17 protein-coding genes and 1 pseudogene are annotated in these 20,307 nt (G+C 62.0%); 12 read left to right on the top strand and 6 right to left on the bottom strand.

From position 1 onward, the window contains the following. Positions 1–414: 414 nt before the first annotated feature. A pseudogene (locus QMX81_RS02665) lies at positions 415–925 on the top strand (JAB domain-containing protein). A gap of 186 nt (positions 926–1,111) precedes the next feature. Here the strand turns inward: QMX81_RS02665 and QMX81_RS02670 are convergent. From QMX81_RS02670 to QMX81_RS02685, 4 genes are all read right to left on the bottom strand, one after another. After that, the gene (locus QMX81_RS02670) at positions 1,112–1,921 is read right to left on the bottom strand and encodes a hypothetical protein (protein ID WP_049399715.1); all 810 of its coding nucleotides are present in this window, start codon (positions 1,919–1,921) and stop codon (positions 1,112–1,114) included. A gap of 188 nt (positions 1,922–2,109) precedes the next feature. Continuing rightward, complete coding sequence (locus QMX81_RS02675) at positions 2,110–2,949, bottom strand: HNH endonuclease (RefSeq protein ID WP_049399714.1); 840 nt, start codon at positions 2,947–2,949, stop codon at positions 2,110–2,112. Further along, a complete protein-coding gene (locus QMX81_RS02680) occupies positions 2,946–4,514 on the bottom strand; it encodes an AAA family ATPase (RefSeq protein WP_049399713.1) in 1,569 nt (522 codons plus the stop codon). The genes QMX81_RS02675 and QMX81_RS02680 overlap by 4 nt, the downstream gene beginning before the upstream one ends. A 389-nt stretch (positions 4,515–4,903) precedes the next feature. Further along, positions 4,904–5,170, bottom strand: a complete 267-nt coding sequence (locus QMX81_RS02685; RefSeq protein ID WP_049399712.1) for a hypothetical protein — start codon at positions 5,168–5,170, stop codon at positions 4,904–4,906. A 959-nt stretch (positions 5,171–6,129) separates the two neighbouring features. Here QMX81_RS02685 and QMX81_RS02690 point away from each other — a divergent pair. Next, positions 6,130–7,029, top strand: coding sequence for a hypothetical protein (locus QMX81_RS02690; protein WP_049399710.1), 900 nt, complete (start codon positions 6,130–6,132; stop codon positions 7,027–7,029). A 585-nt stretch (positions 7,030–7,614) separates the two neighbouring features. Here the strand turns inward: QMX81_RS02690 and QMX81_RS02695 are convergent. Then, on the bottom strand, positions 7,615–8,703 hold the full coding sequence (locus tag QMX81_RS02695; protein WP_049399708.1) for a zinc-dependent alcohol dehydrogenase family protein: 1,089 nt from the start codon (positions 8,701–8,703) through the stop codon (positions 7,615–7,617). A 452-nt stretch (positions 8,704–9,155) separates the two neighbouring features. Next, the gene (gene idi / locus QMX81_RS02700) at positions 9,156–9,728 is read right to left on the bottom strand and encodes an isopentenyl-diphosphate Delta-isomerase (protein WP_049399707.1); all 573 of its coding nucleotides are present in this window, start codon (positions 9,726–9,728) and stop codon (positions 9,156–9,158) included. Positions 9,729–9,832: 104 nt separating this feature from the next. On the opposite strand from idi, the gene QMX81_RS02705 reads away from it, so the two are divergent. The 10 genes from QMX81_RS02705 (at position 9,833) to aroD (ending at position 19,978) form a co-directional block, all read left to right on the top strand. Continuing rightward, positions 9,833–10,546, top strand: coding sequence for a response regulator transcription factor (locus QMX81_RS02705; protein WP_049399706.1), 714 nt, complete (start codon positions 9,833–9,835; stop codon positions 10,544–10,546). Beyond that, positions 10,543–11,910: an ATP-binding protein gene (locus QMX81_RS02710; RefSeq protein ID WP_065427840.1), complete on the top strand. Its 1,368-nt coding sequence runs from the start codon at positions 10,543–10,545 to the stop codon at positions 11,908–11,910. The genes QMX81_RS02705 and QMX81_RS02710 overlap by 4 nt, the downstream gene beginning before the upstream one ends. Positions 11,911–12,151: 241 nt before the next feature. Continuing rightward, on the top strand, positions 12,152–13,645 hold the full coding sequence (locus QMX81_RS02715; RefSeq protein WP_049399704.1) for a UbiD family decarboxylase: 1,494 nt from the start codon (positions 12,152–12,154) through the stop codon (positions 13,643–13,645). A gap of 12 nt (positions 13,646–13,657) precedes the next feature. Next, positions 13,658–14,257 (top strand): UbiX family flavin prenyltransferase, encoded by a 600-nt coding sequence (locus tag QMX81_RS02720; protein ID WP_049399703.1) that lies wholly within the window; start codon positions 13,658–13,660, stop codon positions 14,255–14,257. Continuing rightward, positions 14,254–14,970 carry a DUF554 domain-containing protein gene (locus QMX81_RS02725; protein WP_049399702.1) on the top strand — a complete coding sequence of 239 codons (717 nt, stop codon included), beginning with the start codon at positions 14,254–14,256 and terminating at the stop codon, positions 14,968–14,970. The genes QMX81_RS02720 and QMX81_RS02725 overlap by 4 nt, the downstream gene beginning before the upstream one ends. Before the next feature lie 15 nt (positions 14,971–14,985). After that, positions 14,986–15,492 (top strand): pyridoxamine 5'-phosphate oxidase family protein, encoded by a 507-nt coding sequence (locus QMX81_RS02730; RefSeq protein ID WP_049399701.1) that lies wholly within the window; start codon positions 14,986–14,988, stop codon positions 15,490–15,492. Then, positions 15,489–17,054 (top strand): NosD domain-containing protein, encoded by a 1,566-nt coding sequence (locus tag QMX81_RS02735; RefSeq protein WP_049399700.1) that lies wholly within the window; start codon positions 15,489–15,491, stop codon positions 17,052–17,054. The genes QMX81_RS02730 and QMX81_RS02735 overlap by 4 nt, the downstream gene beginning before the upstream one ends. A 64-nt stretch (positions 17,055–17,118) precedes the next feature. Continuing rightward, positions 17,119–17,655 (top strand): disulfide bond formation protein B, encoded by a 537-nt coding sequence (locus QMX81_RS02740; RefSeq protein WP_049399699.1) that lies wholly within the window; start codon positions 17,119–17,121, stop codon positions 17,653–17,655. 129 nt (positions 17,656–17,784) lie between these two features. Then, positions 17,785–19,038 carry a carbohydrate porin gene (locus QMX81_RS02745; RefSeq protein WP_049399698.1) on the top strand — a complete coding sequence of 418 codons (1,254 nt, stop codon included), beginning with the start codon at positions 17,785–17,787 and terminating at the stop codon, positions 19,036–19,038. A 31-nt stretch (positions 19,039–19,069) separates the two neighbouring features. Beyond that, entirely contained in the window at positions 19,070–19,978 is a 909-nt protein-coding gene (gene aroD, locus QMX81_RS02750; RefSeq protein ID WP_239669814.1) for a type I 3-dehydroquinate dehydratase, read from the top strand. The last annotated feature ends 329 nt before the right edge of the window (positions 19,979–20,307 follow it).

Here is a 20,307-nt window from a genome sequence, read left to right on the forward strand (position 1 = left end):
CCCCCCCCCAATCTGGGCGAAAAAAAAAAAAACCCCCCCCCAAATACGCCCCCCCCCCCCCCCCCGGCCCCAATATCCATGAAAGCCAAGGCCGTGCGTCCCGGCGCGATGCGCCGTCGGGTTCGCGGGCTGCGCCCCGCGCCTCGTGCTGAGTCGCGGCAATTCGGCTTTGATCCCTGACGCCTCCGGCCCTTGAGGGCCTGCGCGCTCCACTTGCCCCAAAAGCCGAGTGTGTGCAGTGGGCGGGGGTGGGCGGTCTTGCTGTTCCCTTCACCGTATCACGACGTTCTCGCCGTCAAGGGCTGCGCGCCTATGGCGCTTGCGGCCGTGGCCGTCTTCGACCCCTGACTGCTTGCGCTGCGCCGTGCTGCAGCCGGTTCCGGGCAATTCCGCCCGAGCAACCGGAGCACGATCATGTCGCCACTTTCCTTGTCACTCGATTCTTCCCTGCTGGTGCGTGATGACCAGGGGCGTTACCTCATGGCAACGGCCGACCAGATCCTGGAAGCCGCACCCCAGGTCATCGACCAAAAGACCCAGCGCGGCGCATCGTTCACATCGCCGAGCGAGGTCAAGGACTACCTGAAAGCCAAGCTCTCGGGTTACGAGCGCGAAGTGTTTGCCGTGATGCTGATGGATGCCAAGCATTGCCTGCTCGAGTACGTCGAACTGTTCCAGGGCACCATCGACCAGGCGGCGGTCTATCCGCGCGAAGTGGTCAAGCTGGCCATGCAGCACAGCGCGGCGGCCATGATCATCAGCCACAACCATCCCAGCGGATCGCCGGAGAGCCGTCGCGCTCGCCGACGAGATGCTGACCAAGCGCCTCAAGGAGGCTCTGGCGTTGGTGGACGTGCGTGTTCTGGACCACATCATCGTGGCGGGCAACGACACGGCATCGTTTGCTGAGCGGGGCTTGATCTGATCCATGGGGGCTTTGCCCCCTTTTTTTGCTGTGCCCTGTGTGTCGGTCTCCGGCCTTGGCATGCCTCCAGGGGATCGGCTGGCAGCCCATCCCCGCCGCGCGTTGCTTGGCGCCCCTGGAAAACACCGCCGAACAGGCTGCGCCTGATCGGCCTCGAAACGACGTCACCGAAAGGCCCGTCGGTGGCTACTTGGCTCCATCGCGTTCACGCTGACGGAGCCGTTTCACGTACGCGCCATCGACCAGGTCTTCGGCACCCAGGCCCAACACGCAGCTCGCCAAGGAAGCGAGAGTGTTGTCGGTGACTTTAAATTCGTTGGGTAGTTGGCCGTAGTTGCGCCCACTGTTTTCGTCGATGGCGGCGAGCAGCGCCTTGATGAAATCAGCTCGGGATGGACGCGAGGCCACGGTGGCGGCCGCAGTCAAGGGGTCTGTGGCTTCCATGACCGCGTCCTCGGCATCGGAGGCCAGTTCTAGCAGGAAGTCGCTCAGCGACGGCCAATACTTCAGGTCGAACTGGCCGTGAAGAGCATCGAGGCGTTCCTGGACGTACGACGTGAAAAGGTGGTTGCTCTTGGCCGCCGCCTCGATCACTTCGCACACGTGGTAGTGGGTGTCGGCGCTGAAGCCAGAGGTGTTGTGCAGATCGGAACGCTGCTGCAGCAGACCGGCGAGTTCTGCCGCCTTCTTCGCAATCTGCTGGTTGACGGTGCCGAGATCGCCGCGTGCGGCACGCGCCCGCGCGATCTTCTCCGGGCTCCAGAACGCGGCGGTGCTCAGGACAAGCCCTAGAAAGACCTGCAGCGCATGCGGATGCGCGTGGAGCTTGTCGTGCAGTTCATCGTAGGCCTCGGTCAGCTCAATGCCACGAGCAAGCAGCCGATCGGCTAAAGCGTTTTCGCTGGGCAGGATGCGGTGCTCGATGTTGTAGCGCTTCCCCTCGATGAGGATGTTTTCGCAGATCTGCTTGGGGTTATCGGATCGGGGTGCACTCATGGCCTGTCTTTGGTGGTGAAGATGCCTGGCAGCGTATTTGACCAAACCCGGTCTGTCGGTACCTCAGTGACCGCCAACGAATCGGTGCCCAGGTACCTGCATGCCGATTCGGGTTGGGCGTCCCCGACCAGAAACGGCGCCGGTCGCGTGGTGGTGCCGCGCATCGAGCCGCCTGCGGGACGCCACACTCAACCGAATCCGCCGTCGCAAAACCACGCGCTCTCCGCGAAAGCCTCGAAAGTGATCGTCCGCCAGCCGTTAATGCGGACCGCGCTGGAACTCTGGCGACGCTCCTCCATCTCGACACGGATCATCGCGGCGCCACCAGCAGCGTGGATGATCTGGAGTTGATGGCGGATATTGAGTAGTTCATCGGCCGCTTCAGAGGCATAGAGCTTAGCCAGCCCCAGCGTACGGAAATGCAGACCAACCCGTGCGGTGAGGACTGCACCCCAGTGCGCCGGAGCATTGACGAAGAAGCGAAGCGCAGCCGGATCCCCCTCGACCACCTCGGCGTACAGCCAGCGATCGCCGGTAATATCGTCGAAGTAGGGATGCAGAGTCTCTTCGCTGGCGGTGGCAGGCAGGTTAGCCAGCTTGGCCTTGTTGCAGTCGCCGCAGGCCGGCACCAGATTGAGAGGCGCGACGGCGAGCGCCGGATAGTGCGCCTTGGGCAGATGGTGATCGAGCGTTGACACCGTTCGGTGGCCACAGAGCGGGCATTTTCCTTGAGGGGCCGACGTGAACAGCGTGTCATAGGCGTCCCGGCCGGGCGCGCCTTTCTTTGCCATCCTATTCGTGTAGACGGCTTCCATTTCCGCTCTAGTGACCAGATCGCCGACCATGGCTTCTCGCACGATCTGGTGAAGACGGTTGTGCGCTGCCGCATCAGCGAACTCTTCGGATGCTTCCACGATCTCATCCGTCACGTCCACCATGCGCTGCTTCAGATCTGGATCCCGGATGCGGCTGATGCAAGTTGCAAATAGGTCCTCGGCGTCGAGGATCGGACGATCAAGCTTGATCATTCGATGTCGCCCCCTCGCTGGCCGGGGTTGGCAATGAGCGCCCTGACAAGGGCACGTGCTTCTCCGCCTAGCTCGCTGTCGAATTTTTGCAGCACTGCGCGAAAATCGTCGTCTTCTGCAACCGCGGCTCTAAGCAATTGGTGGAATCCGGCATCCGTGACTTCAAGTCCGAAAACCTCCCGCGTGAGTACACCGACGTTTTCGCCGAATGTCTCGACTTCGGGCCGCTCCGCCTCTACGCTGCGGCCGCTGCGCTGTATCTTCCAGGCGCAACTCCGAGGAACCTCCTGAAGCACGACCGGCGAGTGAGTGGCGATGATGGCCACACCGTTGCGATTGACCAGAAGATCCGACAGCGCGCGGACGAATGCCGACAGCAAGGGCGGATGAAGATGCGCCTCTGGTTCGTCCAGCAACACGAGTGTCCGTTCCTCTACAGTTTCAACAAGTTTCGTGATGGTCAGCAGCACGATCTTGTGACCTGAACTGAGTCCAGCAAAAAGCTTCTTCGCTTTGGCTTTGAGCTCGTCGTCCTCGAGCCCTTCTTCTGCCAAGCCTGCGACATCCGCAGTGCGAAAAATTGGATCTGCTTCGAGTGTCTCCAGTGCCCGGCGCCATCGCACAAGACGCGCGCCGTTACTGCAAAGCAGGACACTGCTACCGAACTCAGTGGACAAACGTTCCGGCGATTTCGGAGCGAGGGGTTTGCCGTCCTGGCTCGTACCCGATCGCTTGAGTCCGATATAGGCATACGGCATTCCTTCGGACTTGTCCCGCCGGTTGGGCAGCGGCTCAAATGGATCGAAAGCACTGAAGGTGACAGAAACGAGATTGGCGAACAGGTCTCCGTCATCGTCCTCGTCGTCTTCGCTCACCACGGTGAAAGATCCAACCTCCGCTGCATCAGCGCGCTTGTCGGCCAAAGACCGCGACATGTGGGTTAGTAAATGGGTCTTGCCCACACCGTTTCGACCGATCAGGACGTGGATGTTGGTCGGCGGCATGGATGCGGGCTCAACCACGAAGGACAATGTCACCGGCTCAGCCTTCGACCGTCCTGTTTTTCCGGCTGTGTAGGTGAACTCGTAGCGAGAGAGGCGCGCGCCACCTCGCGCGAGTCGTGAGTACTGTGTCTCGACCGTCTTTTTGGGGACCGATCTCAGCAATGAAATGCCCGTGACTTTTTCGCCAAGCGCCCGCCCGAAACGTTCTTGATCGATCGCTACGTCGCGCAGGCCGCGGAGAATTTGGTCTCGAAGCTCCGGCCCCAGCTCGTTGAGTTTTTCGTAGTAGCTGTCGTCCTGACCCAAGGAGAAGAACTCCTCGCCCAGTTCATCGAACTCATCGGGAATGAGCGGGCGACGCTGGCCATCGGTCATCTGAAATTGACCGATCTTGACACCACCCACTTGAAACTCGTCGCCACGCGCGTCATAGAAGATCAGCGAGTACAGCGTGCTGTAGGTGAACCAGTCGTCCCAGTTATCGGTCAGTAGGAACGCCCGGGATCGGGCTCCTTCGGGCACACGTCTGCCATTGGGTAGTACGGTGAAAAGCGCTGGCATGCGTCGTCCTTTTTATTCAGCAATGACATCCGCACAACGCGTCGGCGGGCGTTACGTCTTGTTTCCGACAGGATAGCCGACTTCTGAGGGGGCGTCCCCGGGGCAGGCTGGGGCGCGCTGTCGTGCTGCGCATCGAACCGCCTGCGGCGTCTGCCCCCCCTTGAGGCTTCCATCGTTCCCTCGCCCCGCTCGGCTGACGCCTTCGGCCCGGCTCATGAATCCGGGCCTGCGTGCTGCCCTTGCGTTGGGGGCGGCACCAAGTGCGGCCGTTGCCTTGTCCGCCATCTTCTCTGAGTCCGCACTTTGTCGGCGACCGTAGCGCAGCGTCTGCCCCTATGCCATCAAAGCGCGCCAGGCCGTGTCCTTGGCTGCGCGACTGGCCTGCGCACTCAAGGTTCAGCCTCGTCCTCCGACATGAAGTCTTGCAGCGTCGGCACCTTGTCGTCCTTGTTCAGAATCATCGTCCGTGACCATAGGACGGAGTGCTTGTAGACCGATCGACAGACCCTGTCGCCGTCCTGATCGAACCAATGCGTCGCTTCGGGCACCAGGTCGAGGGAGACGCGGTGGCGCGCGTAGGGGTTGTGAAAGAATTCGAGTTCAGCCGACCACGGCTCGCTGCCGCCCGGCCAGAGCCCGCGATAGTCATCGCTCATTACGTCCAGACAAAACGGAATACCCTCCAGCGCCCCCGGTGTCCGGAGGTAAGGTTCTCCGACCGGGTTGTCGATCTTCTCGAGGAAGGCATCGACATGGCGGTGAGGTTGGGCGAGCCGGGTAACAGCGCCTTCCTTGCGTCACGGTGCCTGGGGCATCAGCGAGTGGTGACCTGTGCTTCGCCGGCTTACCTGGCGGACTGCGGCTTGCTTGCATGCGTGTCCGATCTTGCTGCCCACGACTGCCTCACGTTCGCGAGCGCTGGCGGCGTGCTTCCTTGGACGCAGCCGGAAGGCTCGGCGGGTACTACAAGTTTGTTGATCGACGGTCGGCACACCATCAGCGACGGAGAGGCGCTACGTTCAGCCGTCCTCGATGGGGCGGGCATTGCGCAGCTGCCAACCTGGCTGGTAGCCGATGAGCTGAGGAGCGGTGCTCTTGTGGCCGTACTGGCTGCCCCGGGGTATACGAGGGACCCCGATACAGGCTATGTGGCCGTTGACACGCAATCTCGCGCCGAAAATCCGGGTGACCGTGGATGAGCTTCTGGACTGTTTGCTGCCGCTGGCCCCTTGAGATTCGAAGCCTCCAGATGTGAGACATCCATAGAGCGTTTGGTCTTCCATGAGCAACCTGCACGGCCAGGCCGCTGCGGCGGGAACATTCTGCTGTGCCGACTCGTTAAATCCAAGGCTGTAAGCAGACATCCGCCCCTACCCTCAATAACCTATCACTGATGCCCTGCCGCGCACTCGCGGGCCTCACGCCGCCTTGGCCGGAGCCCAACAGCTTCATGCCGTTGACTTCGCGAACCGCATTGCTAGAGTGAAAGAGTCGCCGCAAAATCAAACGCTGCGTTATGGAGAGCGGGTCGGTGAAGGCTTTCAGTGAACCTTCTTGCCCGCCTCTCTTCCGATGTCACGGGCATACTCTTTACATTTTGAAGGATCAACAAACCATGATCGAAATGCTCGATCATCTAAGCGCGGGGCTTCGCTTGACCGGCGACGGGCGCCACGCAGACGCTGCATCGGCGTTCAAGCAAGCAGCTGACGCCGGTTCAAAGTTGGGTGACGCCTTGGCCAGCTTGGTCGCAGGCCAGGCCGCGCGCAGTCCCTACGAGAAGACTGAGGCCTTTCAGGTCTTCATCAATGGGGGCGGCAATGTCGAACTTTACTCGGCAGTACATGCCGCGCTCGCCGAGCTGCATTTGTCGGTTGATGCGCGATCACTGCTGGACATCGGTGCCGGGGACGGGCGAGCGCTCCTGCCACCGTTGTCATCCAGCCGGAACTCTCTCGCTCGCTTGGGCGTCGTTGAGCCCACTTCGGAACTGCTGGAGGGCTTGAAAGCTGGACTTGGCAAGGTCGGCCTGAACGATGGCACCGAAGTCGAGCTGTGGCCAAAGACCCTTCAGAGCTTTCTTGAATGCCCGCACGTCGGCCCCAAGTGGGCGCTTGCTCAGGCCACCTTCTCCCTGCAATCCGTGGAGCCTGGCGAACGGACCAGGGCATTGAGGGAGCTCAGGTCCAGGATTGATAGGCTGGCAATCATTGAGTTTGATGTGCCAGATCTGGAGGCGGGCAGTGAAGAAGAGATTGCGTCAATCGCTGCTCGCTTTGAAAGCGGGCTGATAGGTTACGGCGAGCAGGCGAGTCTGGTCGCGGAGGGCTTCCTAGCACCGATGCTGCTCGGCAAGGTTCGCGATCCCAGTCAGCGTCACAACTGGGAACAGCCGGCTGATCTGTGGGTGCGGGAGTTGACGTCCGCCGGCTACGAGGTAGATGAAGTTCGGACGGTCGCGTTGTACAGCTGGTCACCCGCATTCTTGCTTGTTGCGCGCCCGCACCTCAGCTAGGCAACAAGCTCAATCCTGTCTGGCGGGGATAGGTCGATTGCCTCAAGGCAAAAGCTGTCTAACACAGTGATTTATCTCGATTACTCAAAGCGTCCCTTCCTAAGTCCGTCACCAGTGGCAGCATCCGGCCAGAAGCAGTCAGCGGGACTGCAGCGCTGCGTCACCGACTCGACCGAATACAGCTTCGGTTACACACACCTTTTCCTCGATGAGCCCGTGGTTTCGTTGGTGTCGGCGACAGGCAGCACGCCGCAAGGCAAATCTGATGTCGGCACGGACATCCTAGCGTTCTCAGCCGCCTACTACTTCTAAAGAACCGGATGGGTCCCCTCCCGCGTCCGTAGGCTGGCGGCGAAAGCCGCCAGCCGCCCTTTCGTTCGTCGCCGCGCCAAGCCGGCATCATCCCGCTATCAAGCTTCGTCAGCTTTCATAAGTGACTGCGTAGCCCTTCTTGATGCGATTGATACGCGCGAATCCCTTCTCCCCCAAGTGCATGCCGGCCACCATCAGCCATCTGCGCTGACCATGTCCAAAACCATTGAATGGGTCGCTGCCACCCGCTGCGGAAAAGCCCTCGGTTTACTGTCAAGTAGCGAAATCGACGATGACTTTCATGGCCTTCTCATCAGAAGCATGCTTAAACACGTCGTAGGCCCTCTCGATTTCCGAGAACGCGAAGTGGTGAGTCGCCAGCTTCTCCATCGGCAGCTTTCCGGAACAGCATGTCTTCAGCAGCATGTCCGTCGTGTTCGCGTTGACCAGGCCCGTGGTGATGGTCAGGTTTTTGATCCAGAGTTTCTCCAGCGCGAAGCTCACCGCCTTGCCATGGACACCAACATTCGCAAGGTGGCCCCCCTCCTTGACGACGTGCTGGCAGACGTCCCAGGTCTGCTCTATCCCAACCGCTTCAATCGCGCAATCGACGCCTCGGCCGTTGGTCAGCTCCAGGATTCGCTCAATTGCATTCTCTCGACTGGAGTTGACCACATCGGTCGCACCAAGATCTTTTGCCATCGCCAGGCGATTGTCATCCATGTCCACGACGATGATCTGACTCGGTGAATAGAGCTGGGCTGTTAAGACACAGCTCATGCCGACCGGACCCGCACCGACGATCGCCACCGTGTCACCAGGCTTGATGTTGCCATTCTGAACGCCGATTTCGTGGGCGGTTGGAAGGGCATCGGACAGCAGCACAGCCACATCTTGGCTCAGATCGTCCGGCAGGGGGTACAGGGACGTGTCAGCGAAAGGCGTGCGGACATACTCTGCCTGCGTGCCATCGATCATGTAGCCCATGATCCAGCCACCTTCGTTGCGGCAGTGCGCGTAGAGCTGCTTCTGGCAGTTCTCGCAAGTGCCGCAGCGGCTGACACAGGAAACAATGACCTTGTCACCCTTCTTGAAGCGCTTCACTGCCGTTCCAAGTTCTTCAACGATCCCGATCCCCTCATGACCCAAGATTCGACCGTCAAACGACCCAGTCTTCTTTTCAGCGACAGCGGCAATCTCCGGGTTCTTGCCCTTCCAGATTCCCAGGTCAGTACCGCAGATCGTGGTCTTTGTCATTCGGATAATGGCGTCAGTCGGCTCCAAGATCGTGGGTACCTCACGGTCCTCCACACGGATGTCGTTCTCGCCGCGGTAAACCATCGCTTTCATTGTCTTGGCCATTTCACTTCCTCTCTTTTCACTTCTTGCGGATTACCCAAGGCATCCCGATTCCTTGGATAGGCGGTGATCATCGCGGCATGCCATGCGGGCCAGTTGCAGTCCTTCAAGTGGCTGCTACACCAAGAGCTTCGACAACTTGTGTGGAAGCGTAGCGCTCACAGGGCCGCATCCTCGTCAGCGACGACCCTGTTTCGAACGAGTCATCGAAATATCCAGAGCACCTTCCCGCGCATGCTGAAATCTTCGACGGGCAGCAGCGGTGGAAGCCCTTCGCGTTGAAGCTCTGGACAGCGCTGAGCGGACTTGAGCCTCTTGCTGCAAGGCGTTCCATGACGCGTCGTCGGACGACATGATGGCGAGCTCCGGTGGGTAAGAACCTACATGACCGAGGCTAGCACGGTCAGATCGGCCCGTCTAGACTGGTCGAGCGACCTAAAAGTGTGCGCAAATGCTCAGAGTCGCGCTGAATTGGCCGGGCTGACCCGCCCTGCCCTGAGGGCTGGCCATTCCCTATGAAGCCAAGGGGAGTAGACGTCTGGCTCCTCCCTGAGCGCAGCATCCAACTCATGGCTCTTTATCCAGCGGTGGGCACAGACCTCGTTGGGGTCCACGTGCAGTTCAACATCTTCTAGAAGAGCAGAATAGACGTGGCACAGTTCAGTCTCACTGCCGACATCGAGATAGCGCGCGTGGTAAATGAAGCTGAAGTGCCACGTCAATGGCGCGGTCAACATTACACCCAGCTCTTCCCGAGCTCGGCGGGAGACTGCAATGGGCAGTTCCTCGCCCCACCGGGGGTGGGAACAGCAGCTATTGGCCCAGTAGCCCGGCCACAGTGGTTTGAGCGCGCTGCGCTGCTGTAGCAGAACCTGCCCCTGTCGATTGAATAGGAAGAGCGAGAATGCTCGGTGAAGCACCCCCTCACCGGCATGACAATCAGCCTTGCCGATAGGCCCGATCGGCTCATCATTGACCGAAACAGCAATCAGCTGGGATTCGACGCAGGCAGCTTCAAGGGTATCCATGAGCCGAACGTATCAGGGCGATCACAAGCCTTTGTGGCGAATTGTGGCGACACCGGTGCCGGTGGCTTGCTAACGTTAACATTCCCCACTGGCCGCACCCCCAAGTGACACACCTGCTGGTTGTCGATGACCACCGTTCAATCCGCGATCCGCTGGCCGCTTACCTGCGGCGGCAGGGCTTCGAGGTCTCTACCGCCAGCAACGGGGTGGAGGCACGAGCGCACCTGCTGAAGCTGCATTTCGACCTGGTTGTGCTGGATCGGATGATGCCTGGCGAAGACGGTCTTTCGCTGTGTCGACACATCGGCCAGGACTACGGCACGCCAGTGATTCTGCTGACCGCCAAGGCCGACCACGCCGACCGCATCACCGGGCTGGATCAAGGCGCCGACGATTATGTGACCAAACCCTTCAGTGTCGACGAACTCGTGGCGCGCATCCGAAGCGTGCTCCGCCGGGCCGGGGGCGTCGCCAGTGCAGGGAGCGCGGACTCTGGGCAGCTGCGCTTCGCCGGCTGGACATTGGACCTGCTGCGCCGGCACCTGCATGACCCATTGGGGGTGGAGGTGGCGTTGAGTACCATGGAGTACCGCCTGCTGCGTATCTTCCTAGAACGCCCGAACCAGGTGCTCAGCCGCGACGATCTACTCGACCTTAGCCGGCGCGACAACGTCAGCTTCGACCGCAGCATCGACAGCCAGATCAGCCGCCTGCGCCGCAAGCTCGAAGACGACCCGCGCCACCCCACCCTTCTCAAGACCATCTGGGGCGACGGCTACCTGCTAGCAGCCACAGTTGAACACGAGTCGGCCGCATGAGGTACTTGCCGCGCAGCCTTGGCGGCCAGCTAGTTCTGCTGATGCTGGGTGGCTTCGTGCTGGGCCAGCTGTTCGGTGCATTAGGGTTGTGGCAGCAGTCGGGCGTGCTTCACCCGATCGCCCGTGACCACGTGCTTTCGCGCACCCTGACTGCCTATCGCCTCGCGCAGACCCCGCCACCGGGCAATGACACATGGCTGGAAGCGTTCAACAACAACGTGGCACAACTGTGGATCAACACGCAGGCGAGCGTGGCTGGCACTTCGGAACGCGAGCAGGCATTGGCGAAAGATCTGCGCCAACGGATTCCCGACAGCCAGATTTCCGTTCGCATGCCCTGTCGCAACGATGATGCGACTCGCCTGTTGGACCCGGCCGTGGACAAGGCAGGCACCGGGCTGGAGTGCGTAGAGATCAATCTCTCTCTCGACGGGGGCCGTTGGCTGCATACCCGTCAAGCCCTGCCGGTGCAGTCGTTGTGGCGGGACAGCTGGCAGCTACTGCGTTTCTCGCTATTGGTGGGCATTCCGCCCGTGCTGATCCTCTTGTATGTATTCGTCAACCGGATCGTGCGCCCCACCACCGCACTGACCGATGCCGCCGAGCGCATGAGCCGTGGCGAGCGCATCGATCCCCTTTCGTTGCAGGGCCCTGATGAGATCCGCGAGATCGCGCGCGCGTTCAACGTCATGCACGAGCGCACTACGCGCTTCGTTGATGAGCGGACACGCATGCTCGCCGCCATCAGCCACGACCTGCGCACACCGTTGACCTCGCTGGAACTGCAGGCGGCGATGCTGCCCGACAGCGAGGAGCGCAGCGAACTGCTGCGCACGCTGGATGAGGTGCGGCAGATGGTCAACGAGACGCTGCGCTTCGCAACCCACAACGCGCGCAGTGAGGACAGCGTAGTGGTTGAACTGGATGGCCTGCTCAAGGAAGTGTGCCGACGCCTAAGCAGCATGGGGCATGTCGTCGGGCTCGACGCACCGCTGCCGGTGCTTTACCGCTGCCGCCCTATCGCGCTGCGGCGTGCGCTGGACAACCTCATCGTCAATGCACTGCGCCACGGCCAGCACGTCAGCGTGGTGCTCCGCGACTTGGGCGCAGACGGCGTATGCATCGATATCGCCGACGACGGCCCCGGCATCGCCGAGGACATGCTGGAACGAGTTTTCGAGCCGTTCTTCCAGCTTGACCAGGCTCGCCACCGGGAAACCGGCAGCAGCGTCGGCCTGGGCTTGGCAACTGCGCGCGACTGCGTCCAGGCCCATGGCGGGCACTTGGAACTGCGCAATCGCACCGAAGGCGGGCTGCAGGCGCGAATCACTCTGCCGGCCGCGCACGAGCGCTCCACCGGCTGAGCCCTCCCTGCTGGTGGCCCGGCGCCATACTTTTCCATAGTTTCCCGCGCCCGTCCGCCTACCCTGTGCCCCATCGAAAAGGCGTCACGTGTCCGCACCCAAAGGCGGCACGGGCGCCTTTGGCGTTTTGATATGTTTTCCTTTTAAATCAATTACTTGAAATGATTTAAATCAATGCAGCGGTCCCGATGGAAGCGGAGTATCGGCATCAACAGACCGAATCCCCACCGGAGACACAGTGATGAGAAAGACCCTCCCCAGCAACGTTGACGTGCATGACCTGCGCTCGGCACTGGCGCTGCTGCAGACGTACGACGGCGAATACATCGAAACCAACGAGCCGGTCGATCCGGAAGCCGAGCTTTCCGGGGTTTACCGCTACGTCGGCGCCGGCGGCACCGTGCAACGACCGACCCGGGTTGGGCCGGCCATGATGTTCAACAAGGTCAAGGGCTACCCGGACGTTCGCGTGCTGATCGGCCTGCTGGCCTCGCGCCAGCGCGTGGCCCGCATGTTCGGCGTGCCGAAAGAGAAACTTGGCTTCCTGCTGCGTGATTCGGTCGACAACGCGATCGCCCCGATCGTCATCCCTCGAGAGAAGGCGGTCTGCCAAGAAGTGGTGCATCTCGCCACGGACCCGGGCTTCGACCTGCGCACGCTGCTGCCCGCGCCGAAGAACACCCCAGAAGATGCCGGCCCGTACTTCACATTGGGCATGTGTTACGCGGCCGATCCGGAAACCGGCGAACACGACGTCACCATCCATCGCCTGTGCGTGCAGGGCAAGGATGAGATCTCCATGTATTTTGTGCCGGGCCGTCACCTCGACCAGTTCCGCATCAAGGCCGAGCAGGCCGGCAAGCCGCTTCCGATCACTATCAGCATCGGTGTGGACCCGGCCATCGAGATCGGCGCGTGCTTTGAGCCGCCGACCACCCCGCTTGGCTTTGACGAGCTGTCCATCGCCGGTGGCCTCCGCGGCCGCGCAGTGGAACTTGTAGAAGGCGTGGCCGTGGGCGCACGGGCGATTGCCAATGCGGAAATCGTCATCGAGGGCGAACTGGTGCCGAACTACCGCGTGCGTGAGGACCAGAACACCAATACGGGCAAGGCCATGCCCGAGTTCCCCGGCTACACCGGTGAAGCCAAGATGGAGGTCCCGGTGATCAAGGTTAAGGCCATCACGCATCGCCGCGATCCGATCTTGCAGACCTGCATCGGGCCGAGCGACGAACACACCAATATGGCCGGCATCCCGACCGAGGCCAGCATCCTGCAATTGGTGGAACGTGCCCTGCCCGGCTTTGTGCAGAACGTGCATTGCCCCTCACCAGGGACCGGCAAGTACGTTGCTGTGCTGCAAGTGAAGAAGCGCAGTGGCCAGGATGAAGGCCGCCAGCGGCAGGCCGCACTTCTTGCGTTTGCCGCCTTCTCCGAACTGAAGCATGTCTTCCTTGTTGACGAAGACGTGGATCTGTTCGACATGAACGATGTGGTCTGGGCGATGACCACCCGCTACCAGGGTGACGTCAGCACGGTCTTTATTCCCGGTGTGCGCTGCCATCCGCTGGATCCTTCGCAGGACCCCGCCTTCAGCCCATCCATTCGCGATCACGGGATCACCTGCAAGGCGATCTTCGACTGCACGGTGCCCTACAAGCTGAAGGCCAACTTCCAGCGATCGCAGTTCATGGATGTGGATGTGAGCCGCTTCATTCCCGGCTTCGTCAAGTAAGCGGAGATCGTCATGCAGAAGCCAAGAGTAATCGTCGGCATCAGCGGTGCCACGGGCTTCCAGTATGGCGTCAAAGCGCTCCAGCTCCTCCGGGAGCTGGGCGTGGAGACCCATCTGGTGATGTCCAAAGCGGCCGGCCTGACCAGGCAGCATGAAACCGCGTTCGACCGCGATCAGGTCGAACAACTGGCCGATGTCAGCTACCCGGCAGGAGCGGTCGGGGCAGCGATTGCCAGCGGCTCGTTCCGCACGCTGGGCATGATTGTGGCGCCCTGCTCGATGCGCACGCTGGGCGCCATCGCCAGCGGCGTCACCGACACCCTGCTCACCCGCGCCGCCGACGTGGTGCTGAAAGAGCGCCGCCGGCTCGTGCTGATGACCCGGGAGACCCCCTTGCATCTGGGCCACATCCGCAACATGGCCACGGTCACGGAGTATGGCGCCATCGTGTTTCCGCCGGTGCCTTCTCTGTACGCCGGCCCGCAGACCATCGAGGACATGATCGCGCACAGCGCGGCACGCGCCATCGGCTTGCTCGGCTTGGATCATCCCTCCCTGCCGCGCTGGGGTGAAACCCTGCCGGCCACGCTGGCCGAAGGAGAACGCACATGATCGTTGGCCCGTACATCAATGGCGCCGCTGTACTGATCGGCGCGCTGACCGGCGCGGCGCTAGCGCAACGCATGCCGGAACGGCTGCGCAGTGCCATGCCACTCACCTTCGGCGTTGCCTCGATGGCCATGGGCGTGATCCTGATCAACCGTGCGGCGCACATGCCGGTGATGGTGTTGGCAGGTATCCTCGGCGCCCTGATCGGAGAACTGGTCTTCCTGGAGCGCGGCATCGGCAAGGTCGGGGGCTTCGCCCGCGCCCTGGTTGAAAAGGTGGTGCCGGCCAAGGCTGGCGGCCTGTCCCAGGATGAGTTTCTGGAGAAGTTCGTCGCCATCCTGGTGCTGTTCTGCGCGAGCGGCACCGGCATCTTCGGCTCGATGAACGAAGGCATGACCGGCGACTCCTCGATCCTGATCGCCAAGTCGTTCCTGGATCTGTTCACCGCCGCCATCTTCGCCACCACGCTTGGCTATGCGGTGGCCACCATTGCGGTGCCGCAGCTGGTGATTCAGCTGAGCCTGGCCTTCGGTGCGGTGCTGATCCTGCCGCTGACCACGTCGGCGATGATTGCGGACTTTTCTGCGGTGGGCGGCCTGCTGATGCTTGCCACCGGCTTCCGCATCTGCGGCATCAAGGTCTTCCCGGTCGCCAACATGCTGCCCGCGCTGCTGCTGGCCATGCCGATCTCGGCCTTCTGGTCTCACTTTTTCTAGGCCTGGGGCACCGTGATGAACCCGCTTCCCGCGCTTCTGGTCGAGTTCCTGCACAGCCACAGCGTCCTTGCGCTGGCTACCAGCTACGACGACATCCCCTGGTCGGCCAGCGCCTTCTACGCATTTGATGAAGAGCAGACCCGGCTGCTGCTACTGAGCTCACTCGACACCCGCCACGGTGAAATGCTCTCCATCAACCCCCAAGCGGCCGGCACGATCACCGACCAGTTCAGCGACATCCAGCAGATCCACGGGCTGCAATACACCGGCACCGCCAAGCACCTGGATACCCCAGCTGACGCCGCTCCCGCGCTGGAACTGTATTACCGGCGATTCCCCCAGGCGCACGGCATGACCGCGCCGGTCTGGGAGATTCGCCTACTGCATCTGAAGTTCACCGACAACCGCGTGGGCTTCGGCTCCAAGACCCTGTGGAGCCGGCATGACAAGAGCGCTGACCGCGTTCTGAGCCGTGCCCCCTCCCGGTGTGACCACTTCGTCTCTCCAAGGAATGCAAGATGAGCATCACCCCCACCTGTTCACTGCTCGCACTGGCCCTGCTGGCCACCCCTGCCTTTGCCCAGAGCCTTGCCGGCCCGGCCCTGCCGCGCGGCGCCCAGACGGTGCTGAAGGTCACCAGCTACGCCGATGATGGCAGTGACGGCACCCTGCGCTGGGCGCTGGAGCGTAACAACGCCAACCCCGGGCACTACCGCATTGAGCTCAGCGCTATCGGCGCCGGCCCGTACATCATCAAGCCCACCCGCGAGCTTCCGCCCATCAAAGGCCCGGTGGTCATTGAGAATGTGGACTGGGCGCGCAATGGCACCTATGTGGCCATCGACGGTTCGGCCTACGTGGTCGGCCCGGGCACCCGGGCCTGCCCGGGTGCGGTGGAAGGCCAGTACGGCACCAACGTGCGCACTACCACCAAGCCGGGCCTGATCCTGCGCGACACCGAAGCGGTGGAGATCCGCGGGCTGGAGATCAGCAATTTCTGCATTGGCATCCTGGTCAACCGCGCCAGCGGCAACCTCATTCATGACAACCGCATCGTCGGCAACAAGGGCGGTGCCGGCATCATGGTCACTGCCGACGATGGCAAGGGCAATTCCACCGCCACCACCACGCTGCACAACCGCATCCTGCGCAACCGCTTCATCAACAACGGCGATGCCATGGAAATGACCCGCGGCGCCGCCTTTAACTTGGTTGCCGACAATTTCATCACCAGCAACGACAAGGACAACGAAGAGCCGTCGCAGGGCTTGGAAATCCTGTGGGGTAACGACAACGTGGTGGTACACAACCACTGGGAAAACCTGTCCGACGGCGTGCAGCTCAACTGGGGCAACCGCAACTACATCTCCGGCAACACGTTCACCGGCATCTCCTCGGCGGTGACGCTCAGCGGCACCGGCAATATCGTCGACGGCAACACTATGATCGGAAACCGCGTCGCGGTATCGGTGCGCCCGCAGGCAGAGCCCGGCGCGGACGCTGCACCCGGTCGCAACCGAGTGACAGGCCCTGCAGTCAACACCATCAGTGCCAACGTGATGATCGACAACGGCAAAGACATCCGCCGCTGCTTCGCCGGTGGCTCCTGCCTGCCGGACCTCAAAGGGGCCATCGTGTTCAACGTGCCGGGGCTGGAGCACGGAAAATTCATCGGCAACCGGGGCGGCGGCGTAGAAGGTGATCCGTCCAAGCTGGAGACCATCTGCGCGCTCGACGGCCAGATCGATGGCTGCGAGCCCTCGCCCAATCACGGCCAAGCCGCGCCGACCCTGCTCTCCACGCTGGGCGCCAGCAACGGTGGCATCGGCGTGCGTGGCGAGTTCCAAGGCATTCCGGATAGCCTGTACCGGGTGGAGCTGTTCGCCAACAGCAAGGCCGGCATGACCGAGGCCGAGCGCTACCTGGGCTTCATCCAGGTCCCGGTGGACGCCAAGGGCCACGCCAGCTTCGTGTTCCCGCTGGCATCGGTAGATGCCGGCAAGGCAGCCAACGTGACTGCCACGGTGACCACCGCAGACGGCGCCACCTCCCCCCTCAGCGCCCCACTGAAGCTGCGCCGCTAAGCGCGGCAAGCGCACCACGCCCACCCGGCGTGGTGCCTCCCTCTTTCTTCCAAAGGCTATCGACATGCGCGGCCCGTGGATCCGTTACGCCTTAAATCCGCTGACATGGAGCTTCCAGCAGCGGTTCTTGGCCGGCCTACTCGGTTGTGCCGGGGTGCTGTTGTACGCCTTGTACACGCAGTTTTTCGGCGGGCTGACGCCCTGCCCGTTGTGCACCCTACAGCGCGGCGCGTTCATGGCGCTGGCCACCGTGTATTTCCTGGGCAGCCTGCATTCGCCGCGTTCCTTAGCGGTACGCGGCGGCTACATCGCCCTGAGCGTGGTCATCGCCCTGCTCGGTGCAGGTATTGCCACCCGGCATGTATGGCTGCAATTGCTGCCGGCTGACCGAGTGCCCGCATGCGGTCCTGACCTAGCCAACATGCTCGAGGCCTGGCCACTGCTCGATGTGCTCCGCCAAGTTCTCACCGGCTCAGGCGAATGTGCGGTGGTGGACTGGACCTTCTTGGGGCTGTCGATGCCTGCCTGGAGCCTGCTCACCTACCTGGTCCTAGCGCTGTGGAGTGTTCTCGCCCTGCGCGCGCCGTCGCGCCGCCGCTGAAACGACGCCAACTTCTTCCTTCTTCTCTCCTCATTTTTCCAAGGCAAGCGCATGAACACCTGTACCTTCTCCCGTTCCCTGCCCCGGCACTCGCCCTTGGCAACCGCGCTACTTTGCACGGTTGCCGCGATGCTTGCTTCCACCGCCTTCGCTGAGCATGCGCAGGCCGCTGACGACCTGTATACCGGCAAGAGCATGACCGGTGACTGGGATGGCAAGCGCAGCGAATGGGCCGCCAATGGCGTGTCCTTCCGCGGTGGCTTCATCACCGAGGCCATGGGCGTGGTCGACGGCGGTATCGACCACAGCGCACGCAACGCCTTCCAGACCCAAGTCGGTGTCGACCTGGATATGGGCAAGCTCACCGACTATTGGGGCGACGCGCGGTTCCACCTGACCGTCAACGATCGTCGCGGCCGCAGCACCTCTGGCGAACTGGCGGGCAACGATTACATGCCCATCCAGGAGATCTACAGCGATCAGTTCACCCGGCTTACCGAGTTGAGCTATGACCAGAACTTCTTCACCGGCAGGCTGAACTGGAAGGCCGGCTACTATGTGATGGGCAATGATTTTGGCATCAACCAGATCATGACCAACTTCGTGAACGCCGCCCTTTGCGCCCATCCCATCTCGCTGTCCACCAGCTCGGGCTGGACCAACTGGCCACGTCCGCGCTGGGCCACACATGTGACCGTGCACCCCACCCCGGAAGTGACGGTGCGCGCCGGCATGGTTCTGGTCAACACCAACTACAACCTGGAAGAGAACCGCTGGAGCCTGCACGAAAAGGGCACTACCGGCCACCTGTATCCGGTGGAAGTGGAATGGGCACCGGGCACCGCCGACCGAGGCCATTACCCGGGTCACTACAAGATCGGCTACTACTACGACACCTCAGACAAGCAGATGGTCGGCAGCCGCAACGACCAGACCGCACGCCGGCGCGAAGGCGGCTACGTGATGACCGACCAGAAGCTGACCAACAACGCGGTCAACGGCGGCCTAAGCGTCTTCGCACAATACACCGAACAGTCGCAGCAGACCTCGGTCATGCACCGCTGGGTCTCCGCCGGCATGGTCTACCACGGGGTGTTCCACAGCCGCCCGCAGGATCGCGTGGCCCTGGGTTACGTGCGCGCCTCGATCAACCGCCATTTGCTTGAGCAGCAGCTGCAACAACAAGCCCAGGGCCTGATCACAGACACCGATTGGGAGCTCAACCAAGCGGAAGAGTTGTGGGAGCTCGCCTACACCTTCCAGGTCAAGCCATGGCTGTCGCTGCGGCCCGACGTGCAATACATCACCAACCCCGGCGCATTCCGCTACAAGAACACCGACAACGTGCTCGCGCTTGGCCTGCAGGCCAAGGTCAACTTCTGATTCGCATTTTTGCAACCACTGGAGTCATCCTATGAAGACCATCACGCAGCGTGCTGCCGCCTCCATCCTGCTCGCCCTGCCGCTACTCGCAGCAGGTGCTCCCACCGCCATGGCAGCCGCAGCAGCAGCCACGAGCGCAGCTGCCGTGCCGGTAACACTGCGCCACGCCGTTCCCTTCACCATCCGCAACACGGTGATCGGCGAAGGCGCACCGAAAACTATCGTGCCGACGACCGGTGCAAACGCTGAACAGGTACTGGCACAGGCTCGCATCATCGGCGCGAATGCCGATGCCGATCTCATCGAATTCCGTATTGACTATCTTGACTTCGCCACCGACCCAGTCCGCATAGCCGCGCTGGGCAAGCAGGTCGCGGTGGCGGCGCGCAACAAGCCGATGATCGTGACCTTCCGCACCCAGGCAGAGGGTGGCAGCAAGCCGATTGCAGACGCTGAATATGGCGCGCTGTACAGGTCGCTCATCCAAGCCGGCTTCATCGACCTGCTCGACGTGGAGATGTTCCGCGAACCCGAGGTGGTCACTGCATTGGTTGGCCAGGCGCATGCGAAGAACATCAAAGTGGTCATGTCCAGCCATGACTTCCACAAGACCCCGCCGACCGCCGAGATCATTGCGCGGCTGCGTCAACAGGACCAGCTGGGTGCGGACATTCTGAAGATCGCGGTGATGCCGCAGAGCCCCGCTGACGTACTGTCGCTGCTGGATGCCACCACGCAGATGCGCGCCACGTATTCAAACAAACCGCAGCTCACCATGTCGATGGGCGGCGTGGGCGCCATCACCCGCCTATCCGGCGAAGTGTTCGGCAGTGACCTGACCTTCGGCATGATCGGCACGCCGTCGGCGCCAGGCCAGGTAGACGTGGGCCAGTTGCGTCAGGTACTAGATACCGTGCACGGCGCGATCAAGGGCGAGTAGTTCCCGCCATCAAGACCAGAGTCAGGGGCGACGGAGTGTTGCGTCCTGCCAACTAAATCCTCGGATTCACTAACGCACACAAGCCTCGCCCTGTGGGGTGAGGCCACGCAGCAGAGCGGTGGAGATTGACAGAAGGAGCGACCGTTTCGGCGCTCTCGTACCAAGCACCTGTTCCAGGTAAGAGCGACAAAACGCTGCTCAGGAAGACGTTCCGACTGGGAGAAAGCAACTTGCCCCCAGGGAACGGCAGAACGACCAACACCAATGAAGGGAGTAGAACAGCCACCTTCGGTCCGGTCGTGCGCGCTGACTCCACACATGTCCGCGCT

It is taken from the genome of Stenotrophomonas sp. PS02301 (assembly GCF_029959485.1).
Taxonomy (GTDB): Bacteria; Pseudomonadota; Gammaproteobacteria; order Xanthomonadales; family Xanthomonadaceae; genus Stenotrophomonas; species Stenotrophomonas maltophilia_Z.

Coding starts and splice junctions, on each gene's coding strand:
- QMX81_RS02720 (WP_049399703.1), top strand. CDS start 13,658: ATGCAGAAGCCAAGAGTAATCGTCGGCATCAGCGGTGCCACGGGCTTC.
- QMX81_RS02670 (WP_049399715.1), bottom strand. CDS start 1,921: ATGAGTGCACCCCGATCCGATAACCCCAAGCAGATCTGCGAAAACATC.
- aroD (WP_239669814.1), top strand. CDS start 19,070: ATGAAGACCATCACGCAGCGTGCTGCCGCCTCCATCCTGCTCGCCCTG.
- QMX81_RS02675 (WP_049399714.1), bottom strand. CDS start 2,949: ATGATCAAGCTTGATCGTCCGATCCTCGACGCCGAGGACCTATTTGCA.
- QMX81_RS02715 (WP_049399704.1), top strand. CDS start 12,152: ATGAGAAAGACCCTCCCCAGCAACGTTGACGTGCATGACCTGCGCTCG.
- idi (WP_049399707.1), bottom strand. CDS start 9,728: ATGGATACCCTTGAAGCTGCCTGCGTCGAATCCCAGCTGATTGCTGTT.
- QMX81_RS02745 (WP_049399698.1), top strand. CDS start 17,785: ATGCTTGCTTCCACCGCCTTCGCTGAGCATGCGCAGGCCGCTGACGAC.
- QMX81_RS02695 (WP_049399708.1), bottom strand. CDS start 8,703: ATGGCCAAGACAATGAAAGCGATGGTTTACCGCGGCGAGAACGACATC.
- QMX81_RS02725 (WP_049399702.1), top strand. CDS start 14,254: ATGATCGTTGGCCCGTACATCAATGGCGCCGCTGTACTGATCGGCGCG.
- QMX81_RS02730 (WP_049399701.1), top strand. CDS start 14,986: ATGAACCCGCTTCCCGCGCTTCTGGTCGAGTTCCTGCACAGCCACAGC.
- QMX81_RS02740 (WP_049399699.1), top strand. CDS start 17,119: ATGCGCGGCCCGTGGATCCGTTACGCCTTAAATCCGCTGACATGGAGC.
- QMX81_RS02735 (WP_049399700.1), top strand. CDS start 15,489: ATGAGCATCACCCCCACCTGTTCACTGCTCGCACTGGCCCTGCTGGCC.
- QMX81_RS02690 (WP_049399710.1), top strand. CDS start 6,130: ATGATCGAAATGCTCGATCATCTAAGCGCGGGGCTTCGCTTGACCGGC.
- QMX81_RS02710 (WP_065427840.1), top strand. CDS start 10,543: ATGAGGTACTTGCCGCGCAGCCTTGGCGGCCAGCTAGTTCTGCTGATG.
- QMX81_RS02685 (WP_049399712.1), bottom strand. CDS start 5,170: ATGAGCGATGACTATCGCGGGCTCTGGCCGGGCGGCAGCGAGCCGTGG.
- QMX81_RS02680 (WP_049399713.1), bottom strand. CDS start 4,514: ATGCCAGCGCTTTTCACCGTACTACCCAATGGCAGACGTGTGCCCGAA.